Below are 18,310 nucleotides of genomic sequence, written 5' to 3'. Positions count from 1 at the left end.
CGACCTTCCGCGGTGACTCTATCTGATCTTCAGCACAATTCGCCCCTGAACCGTACGACCGGCCACGGCATGCATGGCGTTGCCGGCCTCCTCCAAAGGGAGGACCCGGTCGATATGCGGGCGGATTCTGCCGTCGGCCAGCAATTGCATCAATGTGTCGTTCATCCGCGCAGCTTCGGACGAGAATTTTTCCGCCCAGGCGCCGACGAAGACACCGAGGATGGAATAGTTCTTCAGCAGCGGCAGGTTCATCGGGATCGATGGAATCTCGCCGCCGGTGAAGCCGATCGGCATCAGGCGTCCGCCCCATGCCATCAGCCGCGCCATCTGCTCGAAGATCGCGCCGCCGACATTGTCGAAGCCGACGTCGATGCCGTTCCCGCCCGTGATCGACTTGATGCGGTCGCGCAGATCCTCGTTGCGATAGTTGACGATGTCGCTGGCGCCGTAGCTGCGCACCAGCGCGGCCTTGTCGTCGGAGCCGACACCGGCGATGACGCGCAGGCCCAGATGGCTGCCGAGATCGACGGCGGCGAGGCCAACCCCGCCGGCCGCGCCCGTGACGAGGAGGGTTTCGCCACGCTGCGCCCGTGCCCGCTCGACCAGCGCATACCAGGCCGTGCCGTAATTGTGCAGCACCGTCGCCGCCGCTTCGAATGCAACGCCATCAGGCAGATGCACGCTCTTCGATTCCCTGGCGATCATCCGTTCGGCGTAGCCGCCGGTCCAGGCGCTGCACGCGACGCGATCGCCGGGCGCGAATGTCGTGACCTTGTCGCCGACCGCGACGACGACACCGGATGCTTCCGTGCCGGGCACGAACGGCGTCGGCGGCCGCATCTGGTAGAGGCCGGAGACGATCAACTGGTCCATGAAGCTGACGGAGGCTGCATGCACGTCGATGAGGATCTCGTCACCGGCAGGCTGCGGCGCATCGATCTCGCCGACGCGCAAATCGCCTGGGCCGGTGAACGAATGGCACAGAACGGCCTTCATCATGCCTCTCCCATGTCTCTCAGCGGCGTCGCATAGCCCGCGACGAGCTTGACGAAATCAGCCTGTCGCGACGCGCCGGTCTTCTCGAACAGGCGGCGGACATGCGTCCTGACCGTACTTGCGGCAACACCAAGGGCTACGGCCACTTCGGGAATATTGCCGAGCTCGACGATCGCGAGCAGCACGCGCAATTCGGTTGGCGTCAGCCTGAATGCGAGGCGGAGGGCTTCCGAATGAGGCGGTATCGTCAGCGTCGCCTTGCGGACGAACAAGGCGGTGACGGCGCTATAAGCGGCGCCCGCACCCAGGCGCGCGCCTGATACCAGCGGCAGGGCATGGGCGACGTAGCGCTGCCCGTCCAATCCGATCATCGGGATCGCGATCCCACCGGCACCAAGGGCCGGGTCGCTGTGCCGGCCCGTCGCGAAGACCCGCCGCAATGTCTGGCTGACCATGGGATCGCAGGCCATCAGATGCCCGCGGATTTCAAGCAGGACGTTGCATGCGTCGAGAAGGGCTTGCCCTGATGTATTGGCGTGAACGAGGCGCGCGTCCGCGGCAACGAGATAGAGACCGACGTCAAGCCCGTCGAGCGTCGCGGCGAATGTCGCGGCGTCCACGGACATTGCGGGGAGAGGGAGCAGCGCGTTCACCGGGACGATCCAGCAGGCCGACGCTCGTCTGTCCGGCGGCGCGTGAAAAGGCGCGGCACCAGCATGGGAACGCGCCGGCGATACTCCTGGTAGGTCGCGCCGAACTCGGCGACCAGATCACGCTCTTCAAACTGCAATGCGACCAGGATGTAGGCGGTGTTGGCGAGTGCGAACAGCAGGTGACCAACGGTCATCTCGGGCGTGGCCCAGAACGCGATCAGAAAGCCGAGCATCAGCGGATGCCGCACGATCTTGTAGAGCAGCGGCGTCCTGAAGGATTGATCCGGCATCCTGGTGCCGCGCAGCGCCGAGAAAGCCTGGCGCAGGCCGAACAGGTCGAAATGATCGATCATGTAGGTCGAGGAAAGTGCGATCACCCAGCCGAGCCAATGGATGGCGGTCAGCAACGAGGCGGCCATGCCGCTCGTCTGCCAGACCGGTGTCGGGATCGGACGCCACTGCCAGAACAGCAGCAGGAGGATCAGGCTGGAGAGCAGCACATAGGTGCTGCGCTGGCAGGCCACGGGAATAAATCTTGTCATCCACCGTTTGAAGGATGGCCGCGCCATCACGGTGTGCTGGATGGCGAACAGGCTCATCAGCAGCAGGTTGACGAGGATGGCCTCGCTCACATGCGAAGGGGCGCCAGTATCGATCGACATGTCGATTGATTTGGGCACGACATAATTGCCGACGAAACCGAGCGCATAGAGAAATGATGCGGTGAAAATGCCGTAGCTCACGAGAGCGTAGAGCAGGATTGCGAAGCGCGCGACCATGGATTTTCCTATTGTGCCTGATGCAGCGGGGCCGCATGCAGGAGCATGAGCCGCTCGCCGGCGGGCGGGCTCGTTCTGGCCCGACCGTACCGGCCGCACCGTCCCCTGCGCGTCCCCCGGGCGGTCTGCCGGGGAGAGAGGACTTTCATGACGGTTTTCTCGCTGGGAACGTTCGGGTTCCCCGAGGTCCAGGCCGACGGCAGGCCGATCAAGCTGGCCTTGCGCAAGGGTCTTGCGCTGCTGGTCTATCTCGCCGAGGCCAAGGGTGCCGTCGCGCGCGACGTCATGGCCACGCTGCTGTGGCCGGAGGCCGACCGCGAGACGGGCCTTGCGCGATTGCGGCGGCTGCTTCACCGCATCGAGCTCACCCTCGGTCAGCCGGTGTTCGAGACCGACCGCGCGACCTTGCGATGGTCTCCAGCGGTCGAGCTGAAGCTCGATACGCATCTGTTCGAGAGCGCCTGCGATCGCGGTGTGTTCGAGGAGGCCTGCAGGATCTATCGCGGCGATTTCCTCGCCGGCTTCTCTCCGGAGGACTCGTCCGAGTTCGACGACTGGGCGTTCTTTCGCCGCGAGGCGCTGCGGGGACGGCTCGTGCATGCGCTGGAGCGTCTGGTGCAGGACAGGAATGCGGCCGGCGATCATGTTGGCGCCACTGCGCATGCGGGGCGTCTGGTCGAGCTCGACCCGCTCAGCGAGGTCTACGCGAGGCACTTGATCCGTAGTCTCCTGCTTGCCGGTGACCGAAGTGCTGCGGAGCGGTATCACGCAGCGCTCACACAGCGGCTGCGCGACGAGCTCGGCGTTTCGCCGGAAGCCGAGACCGAGGCGCTCATGAGCCCAGCGACGGCGCCGCGCGATGCCATCCCGGCAACGCGCTACGTGAAGGGCGCCGGGGTGCATCTGGCCTATCAGACCTACGGCAGCGGTCCGTTCGATATCCTGGTGATGCCCGGCTTCGTCTCGCATGTGGAGCGCGCCTGGGAGCATCCGGCGAGCCGGACGTTTCTGGCGTCATTGATGAAGTTGGGGCGTCTGATCGTGTTCGATCGTCGTGGCATCGGATTGTCCGACCGGGTGGGAGCGGCGCCCGGCATCGACGTCACCGCGGAGGATATCGGCACCGTGCTGCGCGCGGCGGACTCGCGCCGCGTCGTGCTGTTTGGCGCATCCGAATGCGGGCCGGCCTGCGTCAAATTCGCGGTCGATGAACCGCGCCGCGTGGCCGGCCTCATACTGTTCGGCGCACTGGCGAAGGGATGCTGGTCAGAGGACTATCCGCACGCGTTGCGCGCAAGTCAGTACGACGCGTGGAGCAGGCATCTCATCGCCCAATGGGGCGGCCCGGTCGGGATCGAGGCTTTTGCGCCGACCCTCGCAAATGATCCGCAGGCGCGCGCCTGGTGGGCCGGGCTGTTGCGCGCGGCCTCCAGCCCCGGCGGCATCTCGGCGGTGCTGGAAGCTTTTCGCGATGCCGATGTGCGCCACCTTCTGCCGAAGATTGCCGTGCCGACACTGGTGCTGCACCGGCGGGACGACAAGGCGGTGCGCATTGCCGCGGGCCGCGATATCGCGAGCCGGATCAAGGGCGCGGAATTCGTCGAGCTCGACGGCCATGATCACTGGTTCTTTGCAGGCGATCAGCAGCCGGTGCTCGATGCGATCGGGCGGTTCACCGCGACTTTGCCGCTCGAGGGGCGGGGGAGGGTGTGAAGCCCCAAGCCTCATTTATTGGCACGTTTCCTGCCTGCCAAAGCGGCAGGTGCATCACGATGCCTGGCCCAAGGAGACCTCACCATGAAACGCGAAGACCTCACCGAAAAGCTGCTCGATATCAAGCGCGAGAAGGGCTGGAGCTGGAAGTACATCTGCGAGCAAATCGGCGGCTATGCGGAGGTGTTGATCGTGGGCGCGATCCTCGGCCAGATGAAATTGACGAAACCGCAGGCTGCCAATGCCGGTGAGCTGTTCGGCCTGTCGAAGGCGGAGACCGCGATGCTCAACGAGGTGCCGATGCGCGGCACCGGCACGCCGATGCCGCCGACGGATCCGCTGATCTATCGCTTCTACGAGATGGTGATGGTGAACGGCCCCGCCTGGAAGGCGCTGATCGAGGAGGAATTCGGCGACGGCATCATGTCGGCGATCGACTTCGACATGGGGATCGAGCGCGTCGCCAACCCGAAGGGCGACCGCGTCAAGATCACGATGAGTGGAAAATTCCTGCCGTACAAATATTACGGCGCCAGCGGCAACGTACCGGAGTACGGCTTCAAGGAAGGCTGAGGGACGCGAATGGCGGGTCGCGAACAGGGTTACCGTTCGCGACCCGCCACTCCCTGTTTCGCCTATTTCCCTGCCTTCACCTCGGCCGCCGCGACCGCGATCAGCTCGCTCATCTTGGCGCGAATCGCCTGCTCGGTGACGGCGACGTTCTTGGCGGCGAAATCGGCCACGATCTTGCGCAGAACGTCGGCATCGCCGGCTTCCTCGAAATCGGCCGCGACGACCTCCTTGGCATAGGCGGTGGCGGCATCGCCGGTGATTCCGAGCTTTTCGGCCGCCCAAAGGCCGAGCAGCCGGTTGCGGCGGGCTTCCGCCTTGAACTTCTGCTCCTCATCGAGGGCGTACTTCTTTTCAAAGCCTTCCTGGCGCTTGTCGAACTCGCTCATGCCTGTTCCAATTCCCTGCTGACCGGACCGGGCGGCCCTCGTTGCGAGGGCCCCGGCGCATGCCTAGATAGGGAGCACGAATCGGCAAAACAACGAGCCGTTAAGCCGCAGGCAAGGCGGTATAAGTTGGCATCGGATGAGCCGGATCGATTGTACTGGGACGGCCAATCGGATACGTTGCCAAAGGCTTGGTTCTTGTTCTGTTTCCTCAAGGTTTCCTTGGGTTCCAGATGGGCTCCAGGCCGTTCACGGCAGCTCCGCTGTGTGTCGTCGTTCTAGTCAACCGGAGCACACCAAATACATGGATTTCAACAAAACACGGTACATCCCCATGAGCCGTCGGCGTCGCATTTATGAAGGCAAGGCAAAGGTTCTGTATGAAGGTCCCGAGCCCGGTACCCTGATCCAGCACTTCAAGGACGACGCGACCGCGTTCAATGCCAAAAAGCATCAGGTGATCGAGGGCAAGGGTGTCCTCAACAACCGGATCTCGGAGTACCTGTTTCAGCACCTCAACGACATCGGGGTGCCGACCCATTTCATCCGCCGTCTCAACATGCGCGAGCAGTTGATTCGCGAGGTCGAGATCGTGCCGCTCGAGGTGGTGGTGCGGAACGTCGCCGCCGGCTCGCTGTCGCAGCGGCTCGGCATCGAGGAGGGCACGCAGCTGCCCCGTTCGATCATCGAGTTCTATTACAAGAACGACCAGCTCAACGACCCCATGGTGTCGGAAGAGCACATCACCGCGTTCGGCTGGGCGACGCCCCAGGAGATCGACGACATCATGGCGCTCGCCATCCGCGTCAACGACTTCCTCACCGGCCTCTTCCTCGGCATCGGCATCCGTCTCGTCGACTTCAAGATGGAGTGCGGCCGGCTGTTCGAGAACGAGATGATGCGCATCATCGTCGCCGACGAGATCTCGCCGGACTCGTGCCGCCTGTGGGACATCAAGTCGAACGAGAAGCTCGACAAGGACCGTTTCCGCCGCGACCTCGGTGGCCTGCTCGAGGCCTACACGGAAGTCGCCAAGCGCCTCGGCATCCTCATGGAGAACGAGCGTCCGCAGGGCACGGGCCCGGTGCTGGTGAAGAGCTGAAGAGGATTTTGACGTGAAGGCACGTGTGACCGTTACCCTGAAGACGGGTATCCTCGATCCGCAGGGCAAGGCCATCGAAGGCGCGCTGAAGTCGCTCGGCGTCGACGGCGTCGCCAGCGTCCGCCAGGGCAAGGTGTTCGACATCGAGCTCGCCGGCGCCGACAAGGCCAAGGCGGAGGCGGCGTTGAAGGACGCCGCCGACAAGCTGCTGGCGAACACCGTGATCGAGAACTACCGGGTGGAGCTGCTCGGGTGATGATGCGCGGCCCCGCCGGGGCCGCGATCCTTCTTGTCTTCGTCGTGACGCATCCATTGAGCATGACCAGCACGCGCAACGCGCGCTGAGATTTTAACCGGCGCAGCACTAGCGTACCCCGAGGCCCCCAACTATAAGTTTTGGCGGGGCGGCCAATAGGCCGGGGTTGCGGGAGTGTCGATGCGGTTCTGCGTTCGCTTGTTGTCGTTGCTCGCCGCGATGGTGCTCGCGAGCGGCAGCGCTTTCGCCCAAGCTCCGAAATCGCAGCCGGACCGAGGTCCGCCATTCTCGGTCGGCGGATTCCGCTACGAGCTGCGCCCCAACGACGTCCACATGTTCGTTTGCGGGCAGCCCGGCTGCGGTGCGCAGTCCAGGGTGAGCTATCGGCTCTACGCGCCCGGCAACACGATGACGCTGGAGCAATTCCGCGAAGAGCAGGCGCAGATCGTCAAGGTGCTGGAGCAGCGCACGCCGGGGCAGAAGATCTCGATTCTCGGAATTGACGGCGACAGTGGCACCAAGGTGCCGCGCCTGTTCAAGGCGCGGCGGCTGATGGTGAAACCTGACGGCACCAGGGAGTATCAGGTCAGCGGCTGGAGGTTCGGCGCGCGCGGCGCCGCCAGCTTGATCAGCTCGGCAGACACCGAGAAGGCTAGCTCCGACAATTTTGCGCAGTTCGCCATCTGGGTGATGCTGGTTCTGGCGCCGGCGAGTCGCTGAGGAGCGTGCGCGGCGCTCACAGCCATCCGACGCGGCGGAAGCGCCAATACAGCCCGCCGCACGCGGTCAGCATGACGCCGAGCAGCAGGTAATAGCCGTATTCCCACTCCAGCTCCGGCATGTGCTTGAAGTTCATGCCGTAGATGCCGGCCAGCGCGGTCGGGATCGCGATGATGGCGAGCCACGAGGCGAGCTTCTTGGAGACCGCCGTCTCCTGCGCCTGGCCGACCAGCAGGCTTGCTTCGAACGCGAAGGCCAGCACCTCGCGCATGGAATCGATGCGCTCCTGGATGTTGCGGACGTGGTCGGTGACGTCGCGGAACAGCGGCTGCATGGCCTGCCGCACCATCGAAAGCTCGTCATGCTCCAGCCGGCGGCAGACTTCGACCAGCGGGCCGATCGCAGTCCTGAGCCGCAACAGGTCGCGGCGCAGCATGTAGAGCCGCTCGATCTGCGCCTTGCTGATCGGCTTGGAGAGCACGTCGTCCTCGATGCCCTCGACCTCGTCGTGAATGCTCTCGAGCACGGGCGAGTAATTGTCGACGATGAAATCGAGGATGGCGTAGAGGATGTAGTCCTCGCCGCGTGCAAGCGCCCGCGGGCAGCTTTCGCAGCGTTCGCGCACCGGCGTGTAGGACGTCGAGGCGCCATGGCGCACCGAGACCAGATAGCCTTCGCCGACGAAGATGTGCGTCTCGCCGAAGGCGATCCGGCCCTCGATCAATTGCGCCGACCGCGCCACGATGAACAGGGCCTCGCCATACTGCTCGATCTTCGGCCGCTGGTGGGCGTTGTTGGCGTCCTCGATGGCGAGGTCGTGCAGGTCGAACTGCTTCTGCACGGCGCGGAGCAGCGCCATGTCAGGCTCATGCAACCCGATCCAGACCACATGGCCGGGCTTGGCCCGCCAGCTCGAGGCCTCGCTGATGGCAATGTTGGCGACGCGCCGGCCGTCGACATAGGCGCCGGCGGCGACGACGCCCACGGTGGTGACCGGCTCGGAGGTGGATGCGGGCAGCGACGGGACGTTCATGACCTCAATCCCGGGCTCAATCGTGGGGTGGACCTGCCGTGGCCATGGCCTGTGTACAAGGCCGCCCGGCAAGGCTAGCACTGGTAAAATTCCCGTCAAATGGCTATGTCTCTCCACGATTTGGCCCGCGGGCCAACCCGATTCCAGCCATTGTCGGAACCCTGAGCCATGAGAGCCGCCATCCTCGTTTTTCCCGGAATCAACCGCGAGCGCGACATGGCGCGGGCGTTGAAACTGATCTCGGGCCACGAGCCCGCGATGGTCTGGCACGCCGAGACCTCGCTGCCGTCAGGCACCGACCTCGTGGTGGTTCCAGGCGGCTTCTCCTACGGCGACTATTTGCGCTGTGGCGCGATTGCGGCGCGGTCTCCGGTGATGGACGCGGTGCGCGACTATGCGGCCAAGGGCGGCCTCGTGCTCGGCGTCTGCAACGGCTTCCAGATCCTCTGCGAATCCGGCCTGCTGCCGGGGGTGCTGATGCGCAATGCGCGACTGAAATTCATCTGCCACGACGTGCATCTGCGCGTCGAGCGCTCCGACACGCCGTTCACCCGCGGCTACAATGCCGGCCAGGTGATCCGCGTGCCCGTCGCCCACGGCGAAGGCAATTACGAGGCGGATGAGGAGACCATCAAGCGGCTCGAAGGCGAGGGGCGGGTGCTCTATCGCTACTGCTCCGCCGAAGGCGTCGTGGACGAAGCCCACAACATCAACGGCGCGGCGCATTCCATCGCGGGCCTCGTCAACGACAAGGGCAACGTGCTCGGCATGATGCCGCATCCGGAAAACCACGTCGAAGACATCATGGGCTGCACCGACGGCCGCGGCCTGTTCGCAGGCCTCACCGCGCATCTGGACAAAGCCGCGTGACCTCGTTCGTGCTGAAGCGGCTTCTTCCCGCGCTCGCGGCGCTGTCGTTTGCAACGGCTGCCTTCGCCCAGGATTTTCCCAAGCGTCCCGTCACCATGATCGTGCCGTTCGCGGCCGGCGGCACCTCGGACGTGATCGCACGCACGGTCGCCGAGCAGATGGGCATCGCGCTCGGCCAGACCATCGTGATCGAGAACGTTGCGGGGGCCGGCGGCTCGACCGCGCTGGCGCGGGCCTCGCGCGCCGAGCCTGACGGCTACACGATCGCGATCGGCAACGCCGGCACCAATGCGGCGACCTACACGATCTATCCGAAGCTGCCGTTCACGCCGGACTCCTTCGTGCCGATCGGCATGGTGGCGAAGACGTTCGGCATCATCGCCGTGCGCAAGGATTTTCCCGCGAAGGACCTGAAAGAGTTCATCGCCTATGCCAAGGCCAATCCCGGCAAGATCAATCTCGGCCATGCCGGCGTCGGCTCGTCGAACTATCTGATCTGCAAAAGCTTCGTCACCGCCGCCGGCATCGACGCGACGCTGGTCGGCTATCGCGGCGCAGCGCCCGCGCTGACCGATGCGATCGGCAGCCAGATCGACGGCGTCTGCGATGCTGCGGCCTCGGTTGCCCAGTCGATCAACGAGAAGCTGGTGCGAGGGCTCGTGGTCGGCTCGACCGTGCGGCTCGCAACGCTGCCCGATCTGCCGACGTCTGCCGAAGCAGGCCTGACCGAGTTCGAGGCGCAGGGCTGGAACGGCCTGTTCGCGCCCAAGGGGACGCCGCCGGCGATCATCGCCAAGCTGAATGCCGCCGCGCGTACCGCGGTGGAGACCGAAGCCGTGAAGAAGCGTTTCGCCGACCTCTCGACCGTCGCGCCCGATCCCGACGAGCACGCGCCCGAGGTGCTCCAGACGCTGGTGACGCGCGACGTCGAGAAGTATCGGAAGATGCTGGCGGACGACGCCAAGTAACAGCTGTTTCGGCCTGCTGTCTCGTGAACCTCGATCGCGTTTGAGACGACTGACTCCTCGTTGCCATCAAGGCGCGCGTCCGGCTAGCTGATTTTCTGCGGAGGAGGCAACTCAAAGTTGTTTCGCTGCGCAGGTTGCGATATCACGGAGCGTGCGCTGTCGTTGTGCTTCTGGATGTCACATGCCCGTCGCTTTGGTCGTTCTGCTGCTCGATATCACGTTGATCTATCACGCCTCGCGAACCGGGCGGTTGCAACCCTGGGCCTTCATCATCCTGATGGTGCCGCTGATCGGCGCGCTCGCCTATATCGCGGTCGAACTCGCCCCGGAATGGTTTGCGAGCCCCGGTGCGCGGCAGGCGCGCCAGCGCGTCGCCAACAAGCTCGACCCCGAGAAGCGCTATCGCGAGCTCTCCGACCGGCTGGCCGGCACCGACACCATCGCCAATCGCGCGGCGCTGGCGGAGGAGTGCGCGGCGATCGGGCGCTATGGCGAAGCCGAGCAGCATTACAGTCACGTCCTGAGCCTGCCGATGGGCCACGATCCCGCCTATGCGTTTCGCAAGGCGCAGGCCGAGTTTTCCGCGAAGCGTCCCGCCGATTCGCTCGCGACGCTGGACGATCTCCAGAAGCAATGGCCGGATTTCGACTCGGCCGACGCCCATCTGCTCTATGCCCGCGCGCTCGCCGAGGTCGGGCGTCTCGACGAGGCGCTCGAGGAATATCACGCACTCACTGGTTATGCCCCCGGCGCTGAAGCGCGGGTGCGCTATGGCATGCTGCTGCAAATGGTCGGCCGCAGCGCCGAGGCGCGCGTCGTCTTCAACGAGCTGCTGATCCAGATGCGCCGCGCGCCGAAATATCTGCGGCAGGCGCAGGCCGAGTGGCTGTCGATCGCGGAGAAACAGCTCTCGGCGTGAGCCAGGTTAGGAGCCTCACAGGAACACCAGCGAAATCCAGGGCACGAAGGTGATCAGCAGCAGGCCCAGGAACAGCCAGGCGAGATAGATCCAGATCCGGCGCATGCCGGCGTCCGGGGACACGCCGCCGATGCTGCACGCGGCGTAATAGCAGAGGCCAAATGGCGGTGCGAACAGGCCAAGGCCCATGGCGAGGATCACCACCATCGCATAGTGCACCTCGTTGATCCCGAAGGTTGCGGCCACCGGAAACAGCAATGGGCCGAACAGCACGATAGCCGGGATTCCCTCCAGCACGCTGCCGAGCACGATGAAGGCGAGCACCGAGATCAACAGGAAGCCCCAGGCGCCGCCGGGCACGCCGGCCATGCGCGCCGCCAGATCATGGGAGAAGCCGGATTGCGCCAGCGCCCAGGCCATCGCGCTCGCAGCGCCCACGATGAACAGGATCGAGCCGGACAGCGAGGCCGTCTGCACCAGCATCGGCAGCACGTTCTTCCAGGTCAGGCTGCCGCGATAGATGATCAGGCCGAGCACGAGGCAATAGGCGATGCCGATGGTCGAGACTTCGGTCGCGGTCGCGTAGCCCTCGACCACAGCGCTGCGGATCAGGAACGGCAACGCCAGCGCCGGCAACGCCGCCCACAACGTCCTTGCAACGACCGACATGGGTGCCCGCGCGATTTTGATCGCGGCATTCTCCTCCCCGCCGGCGCGATAGCGCGCGACGAAGGCAAGCACGATCGCCAGCACGATCCCGGGCAGGATGCCGGCGGTGAACAGTGCCGCGATCGACACCCCGGTGACGGAGGCGATCGCGATCAGCACGATCGACGGCGGAATGGTCTCGCTCATCGCGCCAGACGCAGCGAGCAGCGAAACCAGCTCTCCGTCCTTCATGCCGCGCTTGCGCATTTCGGGAAACAGCACCGGCGCGATCGCCGCCATATCGGCCGTCTTCGAGCCGGAGATGCCCGAGACCAGCAGCATGGCGCCCAACATCACATAGGAGAGCCCGCCCCGGACATGGCCGAGCACCGACGCGAGGAACGCGACCATGACGCGCGCCATGCCGGTCCGCTCGACCATTTGTCCCAGCAGCACGAACAGCGGCACTGCGAGCAGGATCAGCGAGCTCATGCCCTCGTCGATCCGCCCAACCACGACCAGCAACGGCGTCCGCGTCGTGGTCAGCAGGAAGGCGACGGTCGCCAGACAGAAGGAAAACGCGATCGGCACGCCGGCCATCACGGCACAGCCGAGCAGGCCGACGAAGTAGATCAGCAGGTTCCAGTTGCCGAGCGATTTCAGCAATGGACCTGCGAAATAGAGCACGCCGGCGATGGCCGCAAACAGCACGGCGACGCCGAGCAGGTCCTTCGCCGACCGCTTGACGAGGGTGAGGCAGATGCTGGCGAGAGCGATGATGCAGCCGACCGGAATTGCCGCGGCGCGCACCACGCCGGACCAGCCGAGCGCTGGCGTTTCCACAAAGGCTTGGTCCTCCACATAGTCCAGCGCCGGATGCAGGATGATCGCGAGGAACAGCGCAACCCCGCCGGCCGCGAGCGTCGAGGCCCAGGCTTCCGCACGCGGCGACAGATAGGACGTGAAGAAGGTCAGGCGCATATGCGCCGAGCGCTGCACGGCGATCGCGCTGCCGAGCATCGCCAGCCACAGGAACAGGATGGAGGCGAGCTCGTCCGACCAGATGATCGGCTTGTGGAAGACGCCGCGCGCGACGATGCCGGCGAACAGGATGACGACCTCGGCGACCACGGCGATCGCCGCCGGAATCTCGACCAGCCAGCGCAGCGACTGGTCCAGCCAGCGTCCCCGCAACGGCTGTACCTGATCGAGCGTTGCCGTTTCCTGCATGCCGATCACCGCGCTCATGCCAGTGCTCCGGCCGCGGCCTCCAGGATCTTCCAATTGTCCTCGCCGAACTTGCCCCGCCATTCCTTGTAGAAGCCGGCGGCCGATAGCCCCTTGCGGAACGCATCCTTGTCGGAGACCTCGAAGGTGATGCCCTTGGCGGTCAGCTGGTCCTTCAGTGTCAGATTGAGCTTGGCGGTATCGGCGCGCTGCTCCATCGCGGCCTGGTCGAATTCACGCCGCACGATCGCCTGCAACTCGTCGGGCAGCGCCTTCACCGAGCGGCGGTTGCCGAGAATGAAGAATGGATCCCAGATGTGGTTGGTCTCGGAGATGTATTTTTGCACCTCGTAGATCTTGCCGGATTCGATCGTCACGAGGCCGTTCTCCTGGCCGTCGACGAGATGGGTCTGGAGTGCCGTGTACAATTCGTTGAAGTTGATCGAGGTCGGGTTGGCGCCCAGCGACTTGAACAGCGAGGTGAAGATCGGCGACACCGGGACGCGGATGCGATAGCCGGCGAGATCGGCAGGCGTCTTGATCGGCTTGGTGAACGACGAGATCTGCCGAAACGTGTTGTCGGCGGGCTTGGCCACCACCAGCGCGCCGGTCTTCTCGATCTGGCTTGCGATCAGCTTGCCGAGGTCGCCGTCCATCGCACTCCAGACCTGGCCGTAGTCCGAGAACGCGAAGCCGACATTGGCGATGCCGGCGATCGGTGCCACCGTCGACAGCACGGAGCCGGCGATGTTGAGGAAATCGACGCCGCCGCTGCGGATCTGGGTCAGGAGGTCGGTGTCCGAGCCGAGCTGCGAGGCGGGAAAGAACTTGATCTCCAGCCGGCCGCCGCTCGCCTCCTTGATCCGTTTCACGGCCTGATCGAGGCGGGTGTTGATCGGCTGCGTCAGCGACTGGCCGGTGGCAAGCTTGTATTCGAACTCCGCCGCCTCTGCCGACCTGGTGCGGATCGCGACCAGTGGAACGGCCGCAGCCGCCACTATGAAGTTGCGCCGTGAAATCCTGTGGACCTTGCCCGACATTTGTTAGCCCTCCCTTGATGGTCTCTTGCGGCGCCTTTGTCGGCGCACGTGCTCGTTGCCGCGCGCAGGCCTTGCCGCGCCGGTCGTCAAAATCGCTGTAGCTGGTGAAAGGGCCTAGCCTTGCGCTCCTTCCCCCGGGGCAGACCGGCGCGCTGCGCCGTCTTGTTTCCTCTTTCGGCACCCGTCTGTCGCGGGTTGCCGTGAGGCTGAAGCCTAGATTGCTGGTCATGCACGACAATTGAATTATATTCGCCGTCACTTTAGCTGGCCTAAAAGGTTTCCTGATGCAGATACCGTTCCGCGCCATCATTGTCTTCCACGCGGTGGCGCGCGCGGGCAGCATTTCCCGCGCGGCGGACGAATTGCGGGTGACACCCTCGGCCGTCAGCCAGCAGATCCAGGCGCTCGAGCTGCACCTCGGCACGGCCCTGACCTCGCGGGTCGGGCGCAACATCACGCTGACCGAAGCCGGCGAGCGCTATTTCGAGATGATCAGCCGGGAGATCGAGCACGTCACCGACGTGACGCAGCATGTTCGCGGCATCCGCTCCGCCACCACATTGACGGTGCGCGCAGCCCCGAGCGTGTCGAGCAAATGGCTGCTGCCGCGGCTTGCAAGCTTCGTTGATGCCCATCCCGATATCGAGCTGCGGCTCGACGGCACCAATGAGCCGACGGATTTCCGCAAGGAGAATGTCGATCTGGAGATCCGCCACGGCGAAGGCGGCTGGGCTGGTCTGTTCGTCGAGAGCCTCGGCAAGGAGCGGTTCATTCCGCTGTGTGCACCTTCGTCCTTTGCCGCGGGAAGCCTCGTAGCCCAAGACCTGCTCGAGCACCGGCTGATCCATTCGGTGAAATCGCAGATGCAATGGCCGCGCTGGTTCACCGCGGCTGGCATCGAGCCTGCGCAACGCTGGAAGCGCGTGCTGTTCGACCGCAGCCACATGTCGATCGACGCGGCCGTCGACGGCCTTGGCATCGGGCTGGAAAGCGAGCTGCTGGCCTGGCGCGAACTGCGCGACGGCCGCCTGGTTTGCCCCGTGAAGAACCCGCCGGAGGTTGCGCTGACCACACAATGGATCGTCTGCCCGCACGGCCATCTGCGCCACCGCAAGACCCGCACCTTTCTCGACTGGCTGCGCGGGGAGCGCGACGCCTGGAACGCGCGCGCATGATCCGGAAAAGTGTGAAGCGGTTTTCCGAGAAAGATCATGCGCAAACTAAGAGCCAAGCCGCTCCGATTGTTTAGCGTGCCTACATCGTCGCGGCAGATAATCTGAATTGCCCTCGGATTCTCCGCTGCCTAACGTTCCATGCAAGGCGAGCGCGGCCGGACTTCATGGCCGCAACAACGCCGTCACCCGAGGAACGTTTGAGGAAATCCAGATGAATCTCCATCGCATGCTGCTGGAGCGCAAGGCGGCCGGCAAACCCGTCACGATCGGCCTGATCGGGGCCGGAAAATTCGGCCTGATGTTCCTGTCGCAGGTACGCCAGACCGACGGCATGCATCTGGTCGGCGTCGCCGATTTGAACACCGCCCGCGCCCGGGCGCAGCTCAAGCTCGGTTGCTGGCCGGAAGAGCAGTACGCGGCAGCCTCCATCGACGACGCGCTCAAGCATGGCCGCACCGTTGTCACCGACAACGCGGATGCGCTGATCACCCACCCGGCGATCGAAGTCATCATCGAGGCGACCGGCGATCCCGCCGCCGGCATCCGCTTCGCGATGAAGGCGATCGAGAACGGCAAGCACATCGTGATGGTCAATGTCGAGGCGGATGCAGTCGCAGGTCCGATCCTGGCGCGCAAGGCGAAGCAGGCCGGCGTCGTCTATTCACTCGCCTGGGGCGACCAGCCGGCGCTGATCGCCGATCACGTCGATTGGGCGCGTGCCGCCGGCTTCAAGGTCGTCGCCGCCGGCAAGGGGACGCGCTATCACCCGACCTATCACCAGTCGACGCCGGATACGGTCTGGGACATTCTCGACAAATACATGAAGATCAAGGATCGCAACTCGATCAACCCGAAGATGTTCAACTCCTTCGTCGACGGCACCAAGTCGGGCATCGAGATGACGGCGGTGTGCAATGCGACCGGGCTGCATGCGCAGAGCGAGGGCCTGTCGTTCCCGCCGGCCACGCGGTTCGAGCACGCCGAAATCTGCAAGCCGAAATCCGAGGGCGGCATGCTGGAGAAGTCCGGCGTCACCGAGGTCACGTCCTCGGTCTACCGTGACGGCACCGACGTCCCGCAGAGCCTCGTGATGGGCACCTATGTCGTGTTCGAGACCGACAGCGCCTATACCGAGGAGTGTTTCCGCGAATACAGCATGCTGCCCGACAAGACCGGCAAATATGCCTCGCTGTACCGGCCGATCCACATGATCGGCCTTGAGCTCGGCATCTCCGTGGCGTCCGCAGCACTGCGCAAGGAGCCGACCGGTGCGCCGATCACGTTCAACTCGGACGTGATCGCGACCGCGAAGCGCAAGCTCAAGGCCGGCGAGATGCTCGACGGTGAAGGCGGCTTCTGCGTGTGGGGCAAGCAGACCCCGGCTGACGCCTCCCTGAAGCAGGGCTATCTGCCGCTCGGCCTCGCCCACCAGGTCAAGCTCAAGACCGATATCGCGGAAGGCCAGCGCCTGAGATGGGAGGACGTGGAGTACGATCCCAACAGTCTTGCCGTGCGGGTGCGCCGCGAGATGGAAGCAGCCTTCCGGCAACCCAATATTGCGGCTTGATTGGCGCTTGCTAGCGCCACTTCAACCGTTCAGCAGGCACCGTCATGGCCGCAACGCCGGCCATGACCAGCAGCAGGCCGAGGGCGAGGTTCGACGGCACGCTCTCGCCGAGCAGCAGCACCGACAGGCCGACACCGATTGGAATGCGCAAATAGCCTTGCGCATTCGTCGTCAGCGTGCCGAGCCGGCCGAGGCAGACGTAGAACAGCAACAGCCCCAGTGCGCTGGAGACGATCCCCATGACGATGGTGGCGACGATCGCCGTCGGCGTCGGGTGCAGCGTCCAGGGCTGGTCGATGATCAACGAGGGCGGCAGCAGCACCAGCCCGCCGAACAGCAGCGAGCCGGTCGCGACCACCATCGGGTCATACTCCGAAAGCCGGAGGCCGAAGATCGTCGCGCAAGCAAAGGAGATGGTGGCGAGCAGGATCGCGATCTCCGCAATGATCTCGCTACCGAAGCCGCGTAGCGCGTCCAGCCCGACGATGACGATGGTGCCGGCGAGGCCGAGGATCGCGCCCGCGAGCTTCAACAGCGTCGCAGGTTCATGCCGCGTGATCAGCGATGTGATCAGGAAGGCGAAGATCGGCGTCGTCGAGGCCAGCACCACCGTGTTGGACGCCGGCACATAGAGCTGCGACCAGGTGATGATCAGGAACGGAAAGGTCGAGTTGATCAGCTGCTGGGTCGCGAACAGCTTCCAGGCCTTCAAATCGGTGGGCAGCTTGACGCCGCGCATCCGCAGGATGGGGAACAGGAACGCAGCCGCGATCAGCGAGCGTACCGAGATGAAGGTGATGGGCGGGATCGTGTCCAGCGCGAGCTTGGCCAGCGGATAGGTCGAGCTCCAGCAGCAGGCGAGCGCGAACAGCAGCGCATAATCGCGCCAGTTGCGCGCGCCGGTGGCGGGCATGGACGGCAATGGCGATGTCGCGGAGGCCGCTGTGCTGCGGCCCGTCGGCGATGTGCTCTGCGGCACCTTGTTTCTGCTCCCCGGCGCAACAGCGCTTAACCCAACTCTGGGCGAGGGGACGACAAAAGGGAAGGCGTCGAGCTATGCGTTTGGCTGAGGCTGCGGCTTCCGCTTCACCCGCTTGATCGTCCCGGAGAAGGTGAACAGCTGCCGCTCGCCGGACATCATCTTGCCGCGCACGAAGATCAGCGAACCGCCGGCCCGGCTCACTTCTCCGGTACATTCGATCAGTTCGCCCTCCCGTGCCGCGTCGAGGAATTCGCAGGCAAAATTGGTCGTCACGGCCCGGCTGTCCAGGACTTGGGTCGCGAGCGCAAACAGGGAGTAGTCGGCAAAGGCCATGTAGCAGCCGCCATGGACGTTCCCCGAGCCGTTGAGGTGCTTTTTCTCGACCCGGAAGGCGCTGCGGACGCTGCCGTCCGCCTCGATCCGGTGCCAGAAGGGACCGACATGGGACTCAAAACTGTCGCGAATCCAGGTTCGCCAGCCCTGGAATTCCCCCTCGGTGGCGATGTGGAGGTCGGGACGGCGGGGCGGGGGCGTTTTGGTCAATTCGTGCAAGGAAATGGGCCTTCAATTGCGGGTGTTTTGCCCTTAAATCCGATCTGTCAGCGCGGTGCAATTCCTGTTCCCGCAGCCCCCGGCCGCAAAACGTGGGACAGCGGGAAAATGCGCCATAAAGGGCTTTTCGTGAGCCCCCGATGTTCCTAAGAAC

The 18,310-nt window shown here is 64.6% G+C and carries 19 protein-coding genes; 10 read left to right on the top strand and 9 right to left on the bottom strand.

From position 1 onward, the window contains the following. Positions 1–18: 18 nt before the first annotated feature. Genes AB7532_RS23845 through mddA form a run of 3 tightly spaced genes read right to left on the bottom strand, consistent with a single transcriptional unit; the run spans position 19 to position 2,428 of the window. Complete coding sequence (locus AB7532_RS23845; protein ID WP_441239345.1) at positions 19–996, bottom strand: NADPH:quinone oxidoreductase family protein; 978 nt, start codon at positions 994–996, stop codon at positions 19–21. Further along, the gene (locus AB7532_RS23840) at positions 996–1,649 is read right to left on the bottom strand and encodes a helix-turn-helix transcriptional regulator (protein ID WP_441237133.1); all 654 of its coding nucleotides are present in this window, start codon (positions 1,647–1,649) and stop codon (positions 996–998) included. Before AB7532_RS23840 ends, AB7532_RS23845 begins: the two co-directional genes overlap by 1 nt. Further along, on the bottom strand, positions 1,646–2,428 hold the full coding sequence (gene mddA, locus AB7532_RS23835; protein ID WP_441237132.1) for a methanethiol S-methyltransferase: 783 nt from the start codon (positions 2,426–2,428) through the stop codon (positions 1,646–1,648). The genes AB7532_RS23840 and mddA overlap by 4 nt, the downstream gene beginning before the upstream one ends. Before the next feature lie 147 nt (positions 2,429–2,575). Between mddA and AB7532_RS23830 the strand changes: the two genes are divergently transcribed. Together AB7532_RS23830 and cynS are read left to right on the top strand one after the other, a co-directional pair. Beyond that, positions 2,576–4,141, top strand: coding sequence for an alpha/beta fold hydrolase (locus AB7532_RS23830; RefSeq protein ID WP_441237131.1), 1,566 nt, complete (start codon positions 2,576–2,578; stop codon positions 4,139–4,141). Positions 4,142–4,225: 84 nt separating this feature from the next. Beyond that, positions 4,226–4,714, top strand: a complete 489-nt coding sequence (gene cynS / locus AB7532_RS23825) for a cyanase (protein ID WP_011088475.1) — start codon at positions 4,226–4,228, stop codon at positions 4,712–4,714. Positions 4,715–4,776: 62 nt separating this feature from the next. Here the strand turns inward: cynS and AB7532_RS23820 are convergent, their stop codons facing one another. Then, on the bottom strand, positions 4,777–5,100 hold the full coding sequence (locus AB7532_RS23820; protein ID WP_441237130.1) for a DUF1476 domain-containing protein: 324 nt from the start codon (positions 5,098–5,100) through the stop codon (positions 4,777–4,779). 331 nt (positions 5,101–5,431) lie between these two features. On the opposite strand from AB7532_RS23820, the gene purC reads away from it, so the two are divergent. The 3 genes from purC to AB7532_RS23805 all read left to right on the top strand — a co-directional run bounded on the left by purC (position 5,432) and on the right by AB7532_RS23805 (position 7,175). Next, entirely contained in the window at positions 5,432–6,199 is a 768-nt protein-coding gene (gene purC / locus AB7532_RS23815) for a phosphoribosylaminoimidazolesuccinocarboxamide synthase (RefSeq protein WP_172782948.1), read from the top strand. Between the two features lie 13 nt (positions 6,200–6,212). Next, positions 6,213–6,455: a phosphoribosylformylglycinamidine synthase subunit PurS gene (purS, locus tag AB7532_RS23810; protein WP_008135030.1), complete on the top strand. Its 243-nt coding sequence runs from the start codon at positions 6,213–6,215 to the stop codon at positions 6,453–6,455. Positions 6,456–6,635: 180 nt separating this feature from the next. Next, on the top strand, positions 6,636–7,175 hold the full coding sequence (locus AB7532_RS23805; protein WP_441237129.1) for a hypothetical protein: 540 nt from the start codon (positions 6,636–6,638) through the stop codon (positions 7,173–7,175). A 16-nt stretch (positions 7,176–7,191) separates the two neighbouring features. Here AB7532_RS23805 and AB7532_RS23800 read toward each other — a convergent pair whose 3' ends face one another. Then, positions 7,192–8,208, bottom strand: coding sequence for a magnesium and cobalt transport protein CorA (locus AB7532_RS23800; protein ID WP_441237128.1), 1,017 nt, complete (start codon positions 8,206–8,208; stop codon positions 7,192–7,194). 168 nt (positions 8,209–8,376) lie between these two features. Here AB7532_RS23800 and purQ point away from each other — a divergent pair, with 168 nt between their 5' ends. From purQ to AB7532_RS23785, 3 genes are all read left to right on the top strand, one after another. Further along, the gene (gene purQ, locus AB7532_RS23795) at positions 8,377–9,078 is read left to right on the top strand and encodes a phosphoribosylformylglycinamidine synthase subunit PurQ (RefSeq protein WP_441237127.1); all 702 of its coding nucleotides are present in this window, start codon (positions 8,377–8,379) and stop codon (positions 9,076–9,078) included. Continuing rightward, positions 9,075–10,046 (top strand): tripartite tricarboxylate transporter substrate binding protein BugD, encoded by a 972-nt coding sequence (locus AB7532_RS23790; protein WP_441237126.1) that lies wholly within the window; start codon positions 9,075–9,077, stop codon positions 10,044–10,046. Before purQ ends, AB7532_RS23790 begins: the two co-directional genes overlap by 4 nt. A gap of 181 nt (positions 10,047–10,227) precedes the next feature. Continuing rightward, complete coding sequence (locus AB7532_RS23785) at positions 10,228–10,965, top strand: hypothetical protein (RefSeq protein ID WP_441237125.1); 738 nt, start codon at positions 10,228–10,230, stop codon at positions 10,963–10,965. Between the two features lie 15 nt (positions 10,966–10,980). Here the strand turns inward: AB7532_RS23785 and AB7532_RS23780 are convergent, their stop codons facing one another. Both AB7532_RS23780 and AB7532_RS23775 read right to left on the bottom strand, forming a co-directional pair. After that, positions 10,981–12,861: a TRAP transporter large permease gene (locus AB7532_RS23780; RefSeq protein WP_441237124.1), complete on the bottom strand. Its 1,881-nt coding sequence runs from the start codon at positions 12,859–12,861 to the stop codon at positions 10,981–10,983. Next, a complete protein-coding gene (locus tag AB7532_RS23775) occupies positions 12,858–13,880 on the bottom strand; it encodes a TRAP transporter substrate-binding protein (RefSeq protein ID WP_441237123.1) in 1,023 nt (340 codons plus the stop codon). Before AB7532_RS23775 ends, AB7532_RS23780 begins: the two co-directional genes overlap by 4 nt. A gap of 284 nt (positions 13,881–14,164) precedes the next feature. Here AB7532_RS23775 and AB7532_RS23770 point away from each other — a divergent pair, with 284 nt between their 5' ends. Together AB7532_RS23770 and AB7532_RS23765 are read left to right on the top strand one after the other, a co-directional pair. Further along, positions 14,165–15,055 (top strand): LysR substrate-binding domain-containing protein, encoded by an 891-nt coding sequence (locus tag AB7532_RS23770; RefSeq protein WP_441237122.1) that lies wholly within the window; start codon positions 14,165–14,167, stop codon positions 15,053–15,055. 211 nt (positions 15,056–15,266) lie between these two features. After that, positions 15,267–16,622, top strand: a complete 1,356-nt coding sequence (locus tag AB7532_RS23765) for an NAD(P)H-dependent oxidoreductase (protein ID WP_441237121.1) — start codon at positions 15,267–15,269, stop codon at positions 16,620–16,622. Positions 16,623–16,632: 10 nt separating this feature from the next. Here AB7532_RS23765 and AB7532_RS23760 read toward each other — a convergent pair whose 3' ends face one another. Continuing rightward, a complete protein-coding gene (locus tag AB7532_RS23760) occupies positions 16,633–17,601 on the bottom strand; it encodes a DMT family transporter (RefSeq protein WP_441237120.1) in 969 nt (322 codons plus the stop codon). Between the two features lie 75 nt (positions 17,602–17,676). Then, entirely contained in the window at positions 17,677–18,156 is a 480-nt protein-coding gene (locus AB7532_RS23755) for a PaaI family thioesterase (protein ID WP_441237119.1), read from the bottom strand. Positions 18,157–18,310 lie beyond the last annotated feature (154 nt).

The sequence above is a fragment of the Bradyrhizobium sp. 930_D9_N1_4 genome, assembly GCF_052076015.1.
In the GTDB taxonomy this organism is placed as follows: domain Bacteria; phylum Pseudomonadota; class Alphaproteobacteria; order Rhizobiales; family Xanthobacteraceae; genus Bradyrhizobium.
Note: the sequence above shows the minus strand (reverse complement) of the source record. Positions and strands in the feature narration are given on the sequence as shown.